The organism is Streptantibioticus rubrisoli (assembly GCF_024436055.1).
GTDB classification, from domain to species: domain Bacteria; phylum Actinomycetota; class Actinomycetes; order Streptomycetales; family Streptomycetaceae; genus Streptantibioticus_A; species Streptantibioticus_A rubrisoli.
The window spans coordinates 323,205-337,937 of sequence record NZ_JANFNH010000001.1 but is presented as its reverse complement, the minus strand read 5'-3'; the positions used below and the strand labels follow the sequence as shown (position 1 = coordinate 337,937).

The window sequence follows — 14,733 nt, the reverse complement described above, 5'->3', positions numbered from 1 at the left end:
GGGAGGGACCCCATGACCACCGCGACCACCACGACCGCCGTTCCGTTCCGCTTCTTCGACCTGCGGGTGGCCCGCACCCGGCGGCTGGGCCCCGGCATGGTCCGGGTCACCTTCGGCGGCGAGCAGTTGGCCCACTTCACCTCCGGCGGCCGGGACCAGCGGTTCAAACTGTTCCTGCCGCACCCCGGCCAGGACGCCCCCCTGGTGCCCACCCACGAGGACTGGTTCGCCCAGTGGCGGGCGATGGATCCGGCGGTGCGCGGGGTGATGCGCTCGTACACCGTGCGCGAACAACGCCGCGAACAGCAGGAGTTCGACGTGGACTTCGCGGTGCACGGCGGCACCGGCCCGGCCTCGCGCTGGGCGCAGCGGGCGGTGCCGGGTGACCGGGTGACGGCTCTCGGACCGGTCGTCGAGGACAACGGCGGGGTGGACTTCCGGCCGCCGCCGGGCACCGACTGGGTGCTGGTCACCGGCGACGAGACGGCACTGCCCGCGATCGCCGGAATCCTGGACTGGCTGCCGCCCGGCACCAGGGCCAAGGTGTGGATCGAGGTCGGCCACGCCGCCGACCGGCAGGAACTGCCCACCGCGGCCGACGCCGACATCGTCTGGCTGGTCCGGGACGCCGCGGACGATCCGCTGCTGGCGGCGGTACGGTCCGCCGAACTGCCCGACGGCACACCGTACGCGTGGATCGCCGGGGAGGCGGGCGCGGTACGGGCGCTGCGCCGCCATCTGGTCGGGATGCGCGGATTCGACCGCCGGGCGGTGAAGTTCACCGGCTACTGGCGCCGCGGCGCGACCGAGGAGGACCTGCTGGCGGAGGCCGTCTCGGGCACGGCCGCGGCCGAGGACTGACGACTTCTTCCCTCGCGGGGGCCGCGCTCCCAGGGGCTGGACCCCCGACCCCCCCGACACCTGACGCTAGGACACATCATGAGTTTCACGTCGCACCTGCTCAACGACCTGACGGCCGAGGACTACCGGCGCTGTGTGACCGAGGGCGTGGAGCGGGTGGCGGACAAACTCACCCGTACCAGAAAACCGTTGACCGGAGTGACCCCGGCGCAGCTGGCTCCCGTGATATCCGCGATCGACCTGGACCAGCCGCTGGGCGAGGCGACCGCCGCACTGGAGGAGTTGGAGCGGGTCTACCTGCGGGACGCGGTGTACTTCCACCACCCCCGCTACCTCGGGCACCTCAACTGCCCGGTGGTGATACCGGCGGTGCTCGCCGAGGCGGTGATCTCCTCGGTCAACTCCTCGCTGGACACCTGGGACCAGAGCTATGGCGGCACGCTGATCGAGCGGCGGCTGATCGACTGGACCGCGGAGCGGATCGGCCTGGGCGAGCACGCGGACGGCGTGTTCACCAGCGGCGGTACCCAGTCCAACCTGCACGCGATGCTGCTCGCCCGCGACGAGGCCTGCCGTACCGCGCAACAGCACTCGCCGACTCCGTTGCGCAAGGCGGAGATCCTGCCCCGGCTGCGTGTCCTCGCCTCCGAGTGCGGCCACTTCAGCATCGCCAAGGCCGCCGCCCTACTGGGCCTCGGCTACGAGGCCGTGCTCCCCGTACCCTGCGACGAGAACCGGCGGATGCGCACCGACGCGCTCGCCGCCGAGCTGGACCGCTGCCGGGACGAGGGCCTGGTGGTGATGGCGGTCTCCGCCACCGCGGGCACCACCGACTTCGGCAGCATCGACCCGCTACCGAAGATCGCCGAGCTGTGCGAGCGAGCCGGGACCTGGATGCACGTGGACGCCGCCTACGGCTGCGGGCTGCTGGTCTCCAACCGGCGCCGCCATCTGCTCGACGGCATCGAGCGTGCCGACTCGGTGACGGTCGACTACCACAAGTCCTTCTTCCAGCCGGTCAGTTCCAGCGCCATACTGGTCCGCGACCGCTCGACGCTGCGCCACGCCACGTACCACGCCGACTACCTCAACCCGGTCAGGGCCGCCGAGAACCTGATACCCAATCAGGTGGACAAGAGCATCCAGACCACCCGGCGGTTCGACGCGCTCAAGCTGTGGCTCACGCTGCGCGTCATGGGAGCCGACGGTGTGGGAGCGCTGTTCGACGACGTGGTGGACCTCGCCGCCGACGCGTGGAAACTGCTGGGCGACGACCCGCGCTTCGAGGTGGTCACCGAACCCCAGTTGAGCACCCTGGTCTTCCGCTACGCCCCGGCGGAAGGCGCCACCCCCGCGATGTGCGACCGGGCCAACCTACGCGCCCGTGAGGCACTTGCCGCCTCCGGCGAGGCCGTGGTCGCCGGCACCGTGGTGGACGGACGGCACTACCTGAAGTTCACCCTGCTCAACCCCCGCACCACGCTGGAGGACATAGCGCACGTCCTCGACCTGCTCGCCGACCACGCCCACCGCTACCTGTCCGAGCACGCGGAACCCAGCCAGGCCCTGGCCAGCTGACCCACCCGACCCACCGGACCGGAGAGACCCTTGGCCACGCCCCCCACCCCCCATGATCCCAGCAGGCCGTACGACTTCATCGGCATCGGCCTCGGCCCCTTCAACCTCGGCCTCGCCTGTCTGACCCAGCCGATCGAGGAGCTGACCGGACTGTTCCTGGAGAGCAAACCGGGCTTCAACTGGCACACCGGAATGCTGCTGGAGAGCAGCACCCTGCAGACCCCGTTCATGTCGGACCTGGTCACCCTCGCCGATCCGACCTCGCCCTTGTCGTTCCTCAACTACCTCAAGGAATCGGGCCGCCTGTACTCGTTCTACATCAGGGAGAACTTCTACCCGCTGCGCAGCGAGTACAACGACTACTGCCGCTGGGCGGCCGGCAAGCTGGACAACCTGCGCTTCGGCCACCAGGTGACCAGCGTCGAGTACCACGAGGACGACGGGCTGTACGCGGTGCACGCCATCGTGCTGTCCACCGGCGAGCGCACCGTGCACCGCGCCCGGCGCCTGGTGCTCGGCACCGGAACGCCCCCGCACATCCCCGAGCCGTGCCGCGGCCTGGAAGGCGATCTGATCCACAACTCCCGCTACCTGGACAGCAGGTCATCGCTGCAGGAGAAGCGGAGCATCACCATCGTCGGCAGCGGCCAGAGCGCCGCCGAGATCTACTACGACCTGCTGCAGGACATCGACGCCCGCGCCTATGAGCTGACCTGGGTGACCCGCTCCCCGCGGTTCTTCCCCCTGGAGTACACCAAGCTCACCCTGGAGATGACCTCACCGGAGTACATCGACTACTTCCACGCCCTGCCGCAGGCCACCCGCGACCGGCTGACCGTGGAGCAGAAGCCGCTCTACAAGGGCATCAACTCCGACCTGATCAACGCCATCTTCGACCTGCTGTACCAGAAGAACCTCAAGGGTCCCTGCCCGACCCGGCTGATCACCAACACCGCGCTCACCGACGCCGGTTACGACGCGGCGAGCGGTACGTACACCCTGGGCCTGCGCCAGCAGGAGCAGCGGCGGGACTTCTCCCTGACCACCGAGGGCCTGGTGCTGGCCACCGGCTACCGCTACCAGGCGCCGGACTTCCTGGCCCCGGTACGCGACCGGATCGTCTGGGACGACCAGGGCCGCTTCGCGGTGCGCCGCAACTACAGCGTCGACACCGCCGGGAACGAGATCTTCGTCCAGAACGCCGCGGCGCACACCCACAGCATCACCGCACCCGACCTGGGCATGGGCGCCTACCGCAACTCGTGGATCATCCGCGAACTGCTGGGCCGGGAACACTACCGGGTGGAGAAGTCCATCGCCTTCCAGGAGTTCGGCGCTCCCGTCGGCGCTGAAGGAGGCGTGGCCTGAGATGACCGACGTGGTCTTCAACCGTACCGACGAGCGGCTCGGGCGGTTCGCCGTCCGCCCCGTCGACCCGGCCACCGACACCGAGCTGCTGCACCGTTGGGTCACCCACCCCAAGTCCGTCTTCTGGATGATGCAGGACGCCCAACCGGCCGATGTGCGCCGCGAGTTCGAGGCGATCGACGCCGATCCGCACCATGACGCGCTGCTTGGGCTGTACGAGGACCGCCCGGCGTTCCTCGTCGAGCGGTACGATCCCACGCACAGCGAACTTGCCGGACGGTACGCCGTCCGGCCCGGCGATGTCGGCATGCACTTCCTGGTGGCGCCCACCGACACCCCGATCCCCGGCTTCACCCGCGCCGTCCTCACCACCGTGATGGAGCTGCTGTTCAGCGACCCCGCCAACCAGCGCGTCGTGGTCGAGCCGGACATACGCAACCACGCGGTGCACGCGCTCAACGCGGCGGTGGGCTTCCGGGTCGTGCGGACCATCGCGCTACCGGACAAGCACGCCCATCTCAGCACCTGTACCCGTCAGCAGTACCTGGCCGCCCGCGAGGGCGCCGCCACCGTGGCTGCCGAAGCCACGCAGTGAACCGGAGCGCCATGCACAACCACACCCCGCGCGACGTGGTCGCGCATCTGACACCCGAACTGTGGAGCCGCGCCAACCGGTCGCTGGTCCGCAAGGCCCTCGCCGAGTTCTCCCACGAACGGCTGCTGGCCCCGAGACGGCAGGAGTCCGGCGAGTACACCGTCACCAGCGACGACGGCACGGTGGAGTACCGCTTCACCGCCCGGCTGCTCACCTTGGACCACTGGTGGATCGACCCGGACTCCATCACCCGGCACCGCGGTGGCGCCCAACTCCCCCTGGACGCACTGGACCTGTTCATCGAACTGCGCGAGACCCTCCACCTGGACCAGGAGGTCCTCCCCGTCTACCTGGAGGAGATCAGCAGCACACTGGCCAGCAGCGCCTTCAAACTCTCCCAGCCACCGGTCGGTTCGGCGGAACTCGCCAAGGCCCCCTTCCAGCGGATCGAGGCCGGGATGACCGAGGGCCACCCCTGCTTCGTGGCCAACAACGGCCGGTTGGGTTTCGGCGCGCCCGAGTACCTGACGTACGCGCCCGAGGCCGCGGACGGGGTACGGCTGATCTGGCTGGCCGCCCGGCGCGACCGGTCGACGTTCTCGGTCGGCGCCGACCTGGACTACGACGAACTGATCCGCTCCGAGCTGGGCGAGGCAACCCTGGAGCGGTTCACCGCCACGATGGCCGAACTCGGCCTGGACCTCGGTGACTTCCACCTGATGCCGGTCCACCCCTGGCAGTGGTGGAACAAGCTGTCGGTGACGTTCGCCGCCGAGGTCGCCCAGCGCAACATCGTCTGCCTCGGCCACGGTGACGACACCTATCTGCCCCAGCAGTCGATCCGCACCTTCTTCAACACCTCCGACCCGTCCAAGCACTATGTGAAGACCGCGCTGTCGGTGCTCAACATGGGCTTCGTGCGCGGCCTTTCCGCCGAGTACATGAAGGCCACTCCGGCGATCAACGACTGGCTGGCCGCACTGGTCGCCGAGGACGAGGTGCTCCAGCGAACCGGTCTGGCCGTGCTCCGGGAGCGGGCCGCCGTCGGCTACCACCACAGGCAGTACGCCGCCACGTCCGCCAAGGGCTCGCCGTACCTGAAGATGCTGGCCGCGCTGTGGCGGGAGAGCCCGGTGCCGAAGCTGGCGCCCGGTCAGCGACTGGCCACCATGGCCTCGCTGCTGCACGTCGACCGGGGCGGGGGCTCGTTCACCGCCGCGCTGATCGAGGAGTCGGGACTCGACGCCGCGACCTGGCTGCGCCGCTATCTGGACGCCTACCTCACCCCGCTGCTGCACTGCTTCTACGCCTACGGCCTGGTGTTCATGCCGCACGGCGAGAACGTCATCCTGGTGCTGGATGGCGGGGCCGTCCAGCGGGTGATCTTCAAGGACATCGCCGAGGAGATCGTGGTGATGGACCCGGACACCCCGCTGCCGCCCGAGGTCGAGCGGATCCGCGCGCGGGTGCCGGAGGAGTTGTGGACGCTGTCGCTCTTCACTGATGTCTTCGACTGCTTCCTGCGCTTCCTCAACGGGATCCTCAGCGTGAACGGCACGCTGGACGAGGACACGTTCTGGTCGACGGTCGCCGACTGCGTGGCCGAATACCAGTCGGCACACCCGCACTTGGCCGAGCGGTTCAAGCGGTACGACCTGTTCTGCGGGGAGTTCGCACTCTCCTGCCTCAACCGGTTGCAGCTGCGCGACAACCGGCGGATGGTCGATCTGCAGGACCCGACCGGGGCGCTCCAACTCGTCGGCACCGTGAAGAACCCGATCGCGCGCTTCGCCCGAACCTGACGAGACCCCGCATCCCGTCGTCCCCGGGGCCCGGAGCGGGGAAGGCCGCGGCCCCGCCCGGGGTGGGTCCGCGTCGGCAAGGCGGACCCTAGGCTTGCGCGGTTCTGGCTGGCGCCGGGTAGGGGTCGCGGAAGGTGAAGGCGAGCGGTCCCGGGCCATGTTCCCGCACCATGGCGATCCGCTCCATCGCCTCGGCCACGCTCGGGCGGTGACCGGCCGGGATCCACCACAGGGCCTGGTACGCCTCGGCCATGCGATGGAACCACTCGCGGCGACGGCTCAGCACGCGGAGATGGTCGGTGTGGTAGGTGAAGTTCCGCAGGGCTTCGACCGACTCCCAGACCGAGCAGTTGATCAGGAGCATGTCGTCGTTGTCGTCGGGTCGGAAAGCGGTCGCGTCCGCGCCCCCGTCGTCGACCATGCGCCAGACGAACCCGGGACTGCCGTCCGCGAGGGCGTTGATCTCGGGCAGTTGAGCGACGAAGTCGGCCAACTCGGGGCCGTCGAGCGGGGCGACCATGCGGCCGACGTTGACCTGCGCGAGGTGAAAGCCAGTCATGTGCCCAGCATGGCCCGGCCCAACTTCTATAGTCAATGAGATTTGTTTTTAGAAAGTGCCACGCAACACCCGCCGGGACACGGTTCCATCGCCGGTGACCACTGGTAGGTCGCCAGGCCCTCGATCAGCGCGAGGTTCATCCCGCAGATGAGGGCAGGGAACTCCTCCGCCAGCGCGTGGAAGGGGCAGTTGTTCAACCGCAGCGTCTCCCCGTCCCAGAAGGGCTGGTAGCCGCGCGCCCGCAGCACCTCGACCAGATCGCCGGCAACCGCGTCCGGGTGCGCCGCCCCCGCGGCCTTCGCCGCGGCGTGCAGTTCCCGGTCCAAGCCTGCGTTCTCCACCACCTCGGCGAGCAGCCGACTGACGGCGTCGTAGGACCGGGGCGGCACGGACGCGGTGTGCTCACCCTCGGCACGCCCGTACACCTTCGCGGGCCGCCCCGCCCCGGGGCCGCTGCGCCCCGACAGCCGCCGGAAGGACACGGTCAGCAGTCCGGCCTCGACCAGCTTGTCCAGGTGGAAGGCGGCCAGCGACCGGGAAATCCCGACTGCCTCTGCGGCCGCGTCGCGCCCTACCTCGCCCGGGGCAGCGGCGACGTGTCGATAGAGCTGGCGGCGCACGGGATCACCCAGCATGCCCAACACTGCGAATGCGGAGTCCTCGGCGGTCACGCGGCGATTCTATGACCGATGGGAGTCACCCAAGCAGCGCCGAGCAGTCGTCATGGGTCTACCCATCCCCCCGACTCCCCGCGCCGTGGAACCCCGCCGCCACCACCGCCACGCCCGCCAGGGCCAGAATCGCGCCGCCCAGAAGGATCCAGTGCAGGCGGTCGGCTGTGACGTGTTGCCGGAAGGACAGACCAGCCAGGGCCACGCCCGCGGCGGCGCCCAGTAGGCGACCGGCGGAGAGTTGGGCGGAGACCCGGCCGTGCAGGGCGTCGGGGACGGAGTTCAGGGCGGCGCGCGAGGTCGCGGGGAACAGCAGGCCGAGCGCGAAACCGAGTACCACACCGCCGGGGACCATCAGCGGGCCGTGCGGCGGCAGCAGCGCGTACGCGCCGAACACCACCGCGGCGGCCAGGAAGCCGCACAGGGCCGGGCCGCGCTCCCCGTACCGGTCGGTGGTGCGTCCGGCCACCGGACTGGCCGCGCCGATGAACAGGGCCAGCACCATGGGCGCCGCGGCGGCGGTCAACGCACCGTAGCCCGCGGCCTGTTGCAGGTACTGCTCTATGGCGAAGAACGTGCCGATCATCATGGCGAAGGTGAGCGCCGCTGTGATCGACGCCGCTCGCGCGGTGCGCATCGGGCCGTCCGCGGCACGCGACGGCCCGGACGTTGCGATCCGCACCCAGCCGAGTGCCGCCGCGACCGCCGACAGCGTCAGCGCCAGCAGCGTCCACCAGTTGGCCCGCCAGCCCCAGCCCGCGGTGAGCAGTCCGCCGAGCAGCGGCCCGACGAGGTTGGCCAGGCCGGAGGCGCCGCCCCAGATGCCCAGCGCGGTCCCCCGGCGCTCGGCCGGGAAGCCGCCGACCGCGCCGGTGAGCGCGGCGGGGCTGGCGAGCCCGGCGCCGACGCCCTGCACCACGCGGGAGGCGATGAGCACGGCGAGGGATCCGGCCAGCGCGCCCATCAGCGTTCCGGCGGCGAACACGGCCAGCCCGAGCAGCGCGGTGCGGCGCGGCCCGAAGCGCTCCACCATCCGGCCGCCGGGCAGCAGTCCAGCCGCGTAGGTGGCGAAGTAGGCGGTCAGCACCCAGGACTGGCCCTGTGCGGTGGCGCCGAAGTGACCGCCCGCCGAGGGCAGTGCCACCGTGACGATGGTGCCGTCGAGTTGCAGCAGCGTGGCGACCGCGGTGCAGGCCGCTAGCTGCCGCCACGCGGCGCGGGCGACGACGGGCCGTTGCCCGCTTCCTTCGGTGACTGTCTGGGCCATGGCTGTGTCGGCTCCCGGTGAACTGTCGTGGTGGGCTGGGTGGTCAGGGTCCGGCCGGGCCACCACGAACGCTCCCCCAGCAGATGGGTGAGGGCGGGCACCAGTGCGGTCCGTACCAGGAAGGTGTCCAGCAGCACGCCGACGCAGACGGTGAAGCCGAGTTGGAACAGCATGACCAGCGGCAGCACCATCAGCACCGCGAAGGTACCGGCGAGGATGACCCCGGCACTGGTGATCACCGAACCGGTGGCGCGCAGCCCGACGGCCACCGCGGTACGGGTGTCGTGGCTTCGGGTCTCCTGCCGGACCCTGGCCATCAGGAAGATGTTGTAGTCCACGCCGAGCGCCACCAGGAACAGGAACGCGAAGGTGGGCTCGACGGGGTTGATGCCGTGCTGGTGCAGCAGTACGCGGAAGACGAACACCGAGATCCCGAACGCGCCGAAGAACGAGGCGACGACGGTACCGATCAGGTACAGCGGGGCGACCAGCGCGCGCAGGAGTGCCACGAGGATCACCAGGATGATCGTCAGCACCAGCGGTACGACGACCCGCAGGTCGTGGTCGGCGGCGTACTTGGTGTCCAGTTGCACCGCTGGGTCGCCACCCACCAACGCCCTGGTGCCGGAGGGGAGTTGGGTGGACAGCCGGTGCCGGATGTCAGCCAGCCTGGCCAGTCCCGCGCTACCGTACGGGTCGACGTCCAGCACGACCCGCAGCTCGCCGATCCGCCCGTCCGTGGAGCGCACCGGCAGCGGCGCGACGGAGGCGATGTCCCGGACCGGGCGCAGCGCCGTGCTGGCCGCCGCCAGGTCGGACTCGCGCAGCGGGCCGCCGGTACGCTCCACCAGTACCGTGGTGGGCGCCGCCGTGCCCGCCGGGAAGGCGTGCGCGATGGCCTGGTATCCGGCCGCCGAAGAGGTGTGCGCGCGGAAGGCGTTGAGCAGGTTGACATCGTCGGTGTAGCGGATGGCGCCGAGCGATCCGACGGCCAGCAGTACCAGGGTGCCCGCCACCGCCCACCACGGGCGGGTGAGCACGGCCCGCGCGATGCGCTCCCAACCGCCCGACCGCTCCTGCGCGTCGAGGCGCCGCCGCCCGAACGCCCGGCGGCCCAGCAGCACCAGGAGCGCGGGAAGCAACGTGAACGCCGCCAGCAGCACGCAGCCCACGCCGATGATGCCGACCGGGGCGATCACCCTGGTCGAGCCGAGCCGGGTGGCGAACAGCGCGGCCAAAGAGGCGATGACGGTCAGGCCGCTGAAGAACACCGAGCCCCACACCCTGCCCAGCGCGGCGCGCATCGCCGCCGCGCTGGAGCTGTGGCGGCGCAGTTCGTCCTGGTAGCGGGCGATCAGCAGCAGGCAGTAGTCGGTTCCCGCGCCGAACATCAAGATGAGCATCAGCGAGGTGGCCTGACTGTTGACCAACAGCCCGCCCCGCGTGGCCAGTACATAGACCAGGCCGGAGGCGAGCACATACGCCAGGCCCACCACGAGCAGGGGCACGAACGCCAGGACGGGCGAGCGGTAGACCACCAGCAGCAGTACCAGGACCAGTGCCACGGTGGCCGCGAGCAGCCGGAAGTCGATGCTGCTGAAGACACTGATGGCATCCGCGCTGATGCCCGCCGGGCCGGTGACGTAGGTGCGCAGGCCCGGGACCGTCCGCAGTCGGCGTTTGATGGCGTCGACTGCCTGGCGGACCTTCAGGCCGTGCGCGGTCACGGGCACCACGGTGACCGCTACCGTGCCGTCGGCGGACCACAGCCGTGGTGCCCCCTTGGCCGAGCCGGGTGACGGCAGCGTCGGGCGGCCGATGTCGGGCAGGCCGCGCAGCCGGGCGGCGTCCGCCACCAAGGCGTTGCGGTCGGCGGGGGTCAGGCCGGTGGGGCGCTGGTAGACGATCAGGGCGGGGAGCGCGTCGCCGGTCGCGAAGCGCTGGGTGAGCAGTTGGTCGACGCGCGCGGACTGCGAGGAGCGCGGCAGGAAGGCGGCGTTGTCGTTGCTCTCCGCCTTCGTCAACTTGCCCTGGAGCGGCCCGAGTACGGCTGCCACACCGAGCCAGCCGATCACAACGGCCCACAGCACCAACCCGAATCGGCCCGTGCCTAAGCGCGAACTCACTTCGCCTGCCTCCGCCTCTCGTCGCGTTCCCCCGACGAACGGCCTACGCTGCACGCTGTTCCGGTTCGACGCTCGATGGAAAGCGTAGACGGATCGCCAACAGACTGACAAGTTGTCTAAGGGGTGTCATGGTTTCCAGTTGGGACAAGGTGGTGGCCGAGCACAAGGAGCAGGTCCGGGCGCGCATCAAACAGGCGGCGATCTCGGTCGCGGTGGAGAAGGGCCTGGCCAACACGACCATGGCGGCGATCGCCGAGCGGGCCGATGTGTCCCGGGCGACGCTCTACAACTACTACCGCCATGTGGAAGGCGTACTGTTGGCCGTGGTGCAGGACGAGGTGGACCTGTTCTACCGGCACCTGTGCGACCGGCTGGAGCAGGCGGCCGGACCACGTGAGCGGCTGGCCGCCTTCATAGGGACGCACCTGGAGTACTTCGCCCGCCCCGAACGCCGCTCCCGCGCCCTGGAGTTCCAGGCCGCCGGAATCAGCCCCAGCATCCGCACCCGGATGACCCAGCACACCGACCGGCTGCGCCAACTGCTCTCCGAGGTGCTGACGGACGGGCGGCGCGACGGTGTCTTCCATGCCGAGGTGAGCCCGCAGCGGCATGCGGAGTTGCTGATGCACCTGCTGGCGGGGGCGCGCGAGCAGGTGCTCAGATCGCCCGATTCGGTGGAAACGGTCGCCGCGGACCTGCGGCTGCTGCTGGCGTCCGGCCTGTTCGCGCCCGATCAGCCCTGACGCGGCCTCGAGTAGCGGAAGGCGCACACATGGTGTCCGTCGGTCTGCCTGCGCAGGCTCCGCACGGTCATCTCGGGGAAGGCGCGCCGGGTGGCCTCGAAGTCCAGCTCGCACAGGATGGGCAGCGGCTCGTCCAGGCCCAGGTCCTCGGCGGCCATCAGGCACATACAGGTACGGCAGGCTTCGAGCACCGCGTCCTCGGTGTCGGTCGATATGTCGATCGCCTCTTCGAGGAAGCCCATCTCCTCGAACCTCGGCAGCGCCTTGCCGATGCCCTCGGCGAGCGAGCAGCCGCTGATCAGCGGTCCCATGCGGGCGGCCTGTCGCTGCGGGTAGCCGTCCAGCAGGATCTCCCGCGCCTTGTCCGCACCGTGTTCGGCGCGCAGTTCCAGGTAGCGCTGGAGCCGTTCGCTGAGCATCCGGCGGGTCTGGGCCTTCTTGTCCTCCATCAGTGCTGTCCTCCTGTGGCGACGGTGGGTGCCTGGGTGAGCGCCGCACGGATCTCGGCGGCGGCCCGGTGGGCGTCGGCCACGCAGTCCCGCACGGCCACGCCGTGGTACGCGCTGCCCGCGGCGTACAGCCCCGGCAGGCCCGCCAGTTCGTCCAGCGCGCCCTGGATCCGGGCCTGGTGGCCCAGTTCGTACTGCGGGATGCCCTCGGTCCATACGTGGTCATGGGTGAACTCGGGCGGTTCGGTGAGGCCGAGCAGGGCGGCCAGGTCCCGGTGGAACCGTTCGATCACCACCTCGCCGGGCAGCCGGGTCAGCTCCGGGTCCTCGACCCCGCCAGCGAAGACCCGCAGCAGTACGCCGTCGGCGGGGGCGGTGTCCGGGAAGACGGAGGAGCTGTAGACGGTGCCGAACATCCGGGTGGTCTCGCCCGCCGCGGTCAGGAAGCCGAAGCCGCGGGGCACGGTGGCCAGCGACGATCGGCGGTAGCCCAGTGCCGTGACCCGGATCGGGGCGTAGCGCACGGCGTTCAACCACTGGGCGGCGCGCGGCAGATGGGGCTGGAGCAGCCGCGCGGCGGCCGGGGCGGGGACGGCCAGCAGGACGTGGTCGGCGCGGATCTCGTCGTGCGCCGTGTGTACGAGCCAGCCGCCTACGTCGCGCCGCTCCAGGCGGTGCACCGGGGAACGGGTGCGGATGGCGTCGCGGAGCCGGGCGGCCAGCGCGTCGACGAGCACCCGCGTCCCGCCGTCACGGAAGCTGGTCAGCCTGGCACGCGGTGTGCCGCGCAAGGCCAACGTCAGCAGACCCCGGTGCTGCCGCTCCAGCTCACGGATCCGGGGGAACGCCGCGTCCAGGCTGATCTTACGGGGGTCGCCGCCACTCACCCCGTGCACCACCAGCGGGCCGAGCAGGTCGGCCGCCTGGCGTCCGAACCGCCGGGCCAGGAAGGTGTGGACGGTCTCCTCCCGTCCCTCGACCCGGCCGACCAGCGGTTCGACGAGCAGCCGCGGTTTGGCGTAGGCGGGCAGCAGCGCACTGGTCAGCGCCGCCCCGGCGGTGGACGGCAAAGGCTGTAGTCGGCCGCCGCGCAGCACAAACCGGTCGCGCGCCTGGTCCGCCGCGGGGAGCAGTCGATCGGCCAGGCCCAACTCGTCCACCACGCGGCGCAGTTCGGCGGATCCGTCCAGGAAGCCGTTGGGACCCAGGTCCACGGTGTAGCCGTCGGCCGAGTGGCTGGCGATCTTGCCGCCGACCGTTTGGGCCGCCTCCAACACCGTTACCTGGCAGGCCTGGTGGAGGTCGAACGCCGCGGCGAGCCCGGTGATGCCGCCGCCGATGACGACGACATGCGGGCGGTCGGGGCTCACCGCGTCGACCGGTGTGCGGGCAGCGCGGGCTGCCGTTCGGTCCCGGGGTCGGTACGGCGGTGCGCCCGCGCGGGGTTGAGGATCTCCCGGCACCGCGCGTTGTCGCACCCAGCGCAGCGCAGCGTGAACTGCCGTGAGCAACCGCGTCCATCGCGCAGGTGGTCGGCGACGACCTCGGCGAGCGCGTCCAGGAAGACCGGGTCGTCATTGGGCGCGGGCGCACGGTGGAAATCGGTGACCCCGGCCTGCTCGGCCACCTCGGCGAACTCGATGTCTATCTCGGAGAGGGTATCCAGGTGATCCGAGGTGAAAATGATTCCCACAATCAATACATGCCGTCGTCCCTGCCCACCGAGCGCCCGGATGACCGATTCCGTGCTCGGCCCCTGCCAGGCCACCGGCCCGACATCGGCCTGAAAGGACAGCGCGTACTCATGACCGCCGCCGATCTCCCGCATCACATCATGCACAGTGGCCGCGACTTCCTGAAGATAGGGGTCTCCCCGGTCAATGACCCGGCGTGGCAGCGAGTGCGCGCTAAACAGCACGACGACATCGCCGCGGACCGACTCGTGGAAGTGGCCGAGACCTTCCCTGACTTTCGCCGCCATGGCCCGCACGAAGGCCGGATGGGCCGACCAGCGGTCGATGACGCTCCATTCGAAGGACTCCGCCAGCCCCAACCGCCGCGCGGTGCGCCACAGTTCGTTGAGGCTGGAACCCGTCGTGGTGCACGAGTACTGCGGATACTGCGAGAAGGCGACGGCGCGCCGCACCCCGTCCGCCGCCATCTGCCGCAGAGCCTGCTCGCTGGACGGATCGGTGTAGCGAAAGGCCAGGTAGAAGCGGTGCGGCGCGGTCTCGGGACAGAGCACGTCCAGCCGCTCGACCATCCCACGCCCCTGTCGGGTGGTCCAGTCATACAGCGGTGAGCCACCGCCGATGGCCTCGTAGAGGCCGCGCACCTTCGGCGCCCGGCGCTTCGCGATGAACGCGCCCAGCCGCTCCTGCAACGGCAGTTGGATGATTTCCCGGTCCAGGAAGAGGTTGCGCAGAAATGGCTCGACGTCATCGAGCGACCGCGGCCCGCCGAGATTCATCATCACGATTCCGGTGGGCTCCTGATTCACCATCGCACATTCCCCCAGTCAGGCGAGATCCAGCCACCCGGCGCCACGTCGAAGCAAATCCGGAAGACGGGATTCATTCCCAACCCACCGGCAGCGGCGGTGATTTGGCCGCGCCTGACGGACAATGGTGGCAAGTCAGCGATTGTTGCATCAACTTGACAGCCCGACAAGGGAGTTGCAACCTGTCTAAGGTCCAAACTTCCTGTCGACTGGG

At 70.2% G+C, this 14,733-nt stretch carries 13 protein-coding genes; 6 read left to right on the top strand and 7 right to left on the bottom strand.

The window, feature by feature from the left end; all coding sequences use genetic code 11:
* The first annotated feature begins 12 nt into the window (after positions 1 to 12).
* The 5 genes from NON19_RS01660 to NON19_RS01640 all read left to right on the top strand — a co-directional run bounded on the left by NON19_RS01660 (position 13) and on the right by NON19_RS01640 (position 6,204).
* Positions 13 to 861 (top strand): siderophore-interacting protein, encoded by an 849-nt coding sequence (locus NON19_RS01660; RefSeq protein WP_255924699.1) that lies wholly within the window; start codon positions 13 to 15, stop codon positions 859 to 861.
* Between the two features lie 78 nt (positions 862 to 939).
* Positions 940 to 2,439 carry a pyridoxal phosphate-dependent decarboxylase family protein gene (locus NON19_RS01655; protein WP_255924698.1) on the top strand — a complete coding sequence of 500 codons (1,500 nt, stop codon included), beginning with the start codon at positions 940 to 942 and terminating at the stop codon, positions 2,437 to 2,439.
* Positions 2,440 to 2,469: 30 nt separating this feature from the next.
* A complete protein-coding gene (locus NON19_RS01650) occupies positions 2,470 to 3,807 on the top strand; it encodes a lysine N(6)-hydroxylase/L-ornithine N(5)-oxygenase family protein (RefSeq protein WP_255924697.1) in 1,338 nt (445 codons plus the stop codon).
* Position 3,808: 1 nt separating this feature from the next.
* The gene (locus NON19_RS01645) at positions 3,809 to 4,402 is read left to right on the top strand and encodes a GNAT family N-acetyltransferase (RefSeq protein WP_255924696.1); all 594 of its coding nucleotides are present in this window, start codon (positions 3,809 to 3,811) and stop codon (positions 4,400 to 4,402) included.
* Between the two features lie 11 nt (positions 4,403 to 4,413).
* On the top strand, positions 4,414 to 6,204 hold the full coding sequence (locus NON19_RS01640; protein ID WP_255924695.1) for an IucA/IucC family protein: 1,791 nt from the start codon (positions 4,414 to 4,416) through the stop codon (positions 6,202 to 6,204).
* A gap of 88 nt (positions 6,205 to 6,292) precedes the next feature.
* On the opposite strand, the gene NON19_RS01635 is transcribed toward NON19_RS01640, so the two are convergent.
* From NON19_RS01635 to NON19_RS01620, 4 genes are read right to left on the bottom strand one after another with little or no spacing between them, the layout of a single operon-like run.
* Positions 6,293 to 6,763, bottom strand: coding sequence for a DUF3291 domain-containing protein (locus tag NON19_RS01635; protein ID WP_255924694.1), 471 nt, complete (start codon positions 6,761 to 6,763; stop codon positions 6,293 to 6,295).
* Positions 6,764 to 6,795: 32 nt separating this feature from the next.
* A complete protein-coding gene (locus tag NON19_RS01630; RefSeq protein ID WP_255924693.1) occupies positions 6,796 to 7,434 on the bottom strand; it encodes a helix-turn-helix transcriptional regulator in 639 nt (212 codons plus the stop codon).
* Positions 7,435 to 7,492: 58 nt separating this feature from the next.
* The gene (locus tag NON19_RS01625; RefSeq protein WP_255924692.1) at positions 7,493 to 8,701 is read right to left on the bottom strand and encodes an MFS transporter; all 1,209 of its coding nucleotides are present in this window, start codon (positions 8,699 to 8,701) and stop codon (positions 7,493 to 7,495) included.
* Positions 8,632 to 10,827, bottom strand: coding sequence for an MMPL family transporter (locus NON19_RS01620; RefSeq protein WP_255924691.1), 2,196 nt, complete (start codon positions 10,825 to 10,827; stop codon positions 8,632 to 8,634). The genes NON19_RS01625 and NON19_RS01620 overlap by 70 nt, the downstream gene beginning before the upstream one ends.
* Before the next feature lie 128 nt (positions 10,828 to 10,955).
* On the opposite strand from NON19_RS01620, the gene NON19_RS01615 reads away from it, so the two are divergent.
* Positions 10,956 to 11,570, top strand: a complete 615-nt coding sequence (locus NON19_RS01615; protein WP_255924690.1) for a TetR/AcrR family transcriptional regulator — start codon at positions 10,956 to 10,958, stop codon at positions 11,568 to 11,570.
* Here NON19_RS01615 and NON19_RS01610 read toward each other — a convergent pair.
* From NON19_RS01610 to hemH, 3 genes are read right to left on the bottom strand one after another with little or no spacing between them, the layout of a single operon-like run.
* Positions 11,561 to 12,019, bottom strand: a complete 459-nt coding sequence (locus NON19_RS01610) for an L-2-amino-thiazoline-4-carboxylic acid hydrolase (protein WP_255924689.1) — start codon at positions 12,017 to 12,019, stop codon at positions 11,561 to 11,563. The two genes, NON19_RS01615 and NON19_RS01610, sit on opposite strands and share 10 nt — an antisense overlap.
* Positions 12,019 to 13,389: a protoporphyrinogen oxidase gene (hemG, locus tag NON19_RS01605; RefSeq protein WP_255924688.1), complete on the bottom strand. Its 1,371-nt coding sequence runs from the start codon at positions 13,387 to 13,389 to the stop codon at positions 12,019 to 12,021. The genes NON19_RS01610 and hemG overlap by 1 nt, the downstream gene beginning before the upstream one ends.
* Complete coding sequence (hemH, locus tag NON19_RS01600) at positions 13,386 to 14,522, bottom strand: ferrochelatase (RefSeq protein ID WP_255924687.1); 1,137 nt, start codon at positions 14,520 to 14,522, stop codon at positions 13,386 to 13,388. The genes hemG and hemH overlap by 4 nt, the downstream gene beginning before the upstream one ends.
* Positions 14,523 to 14,733: the final 211 nt, after the last annotated feature.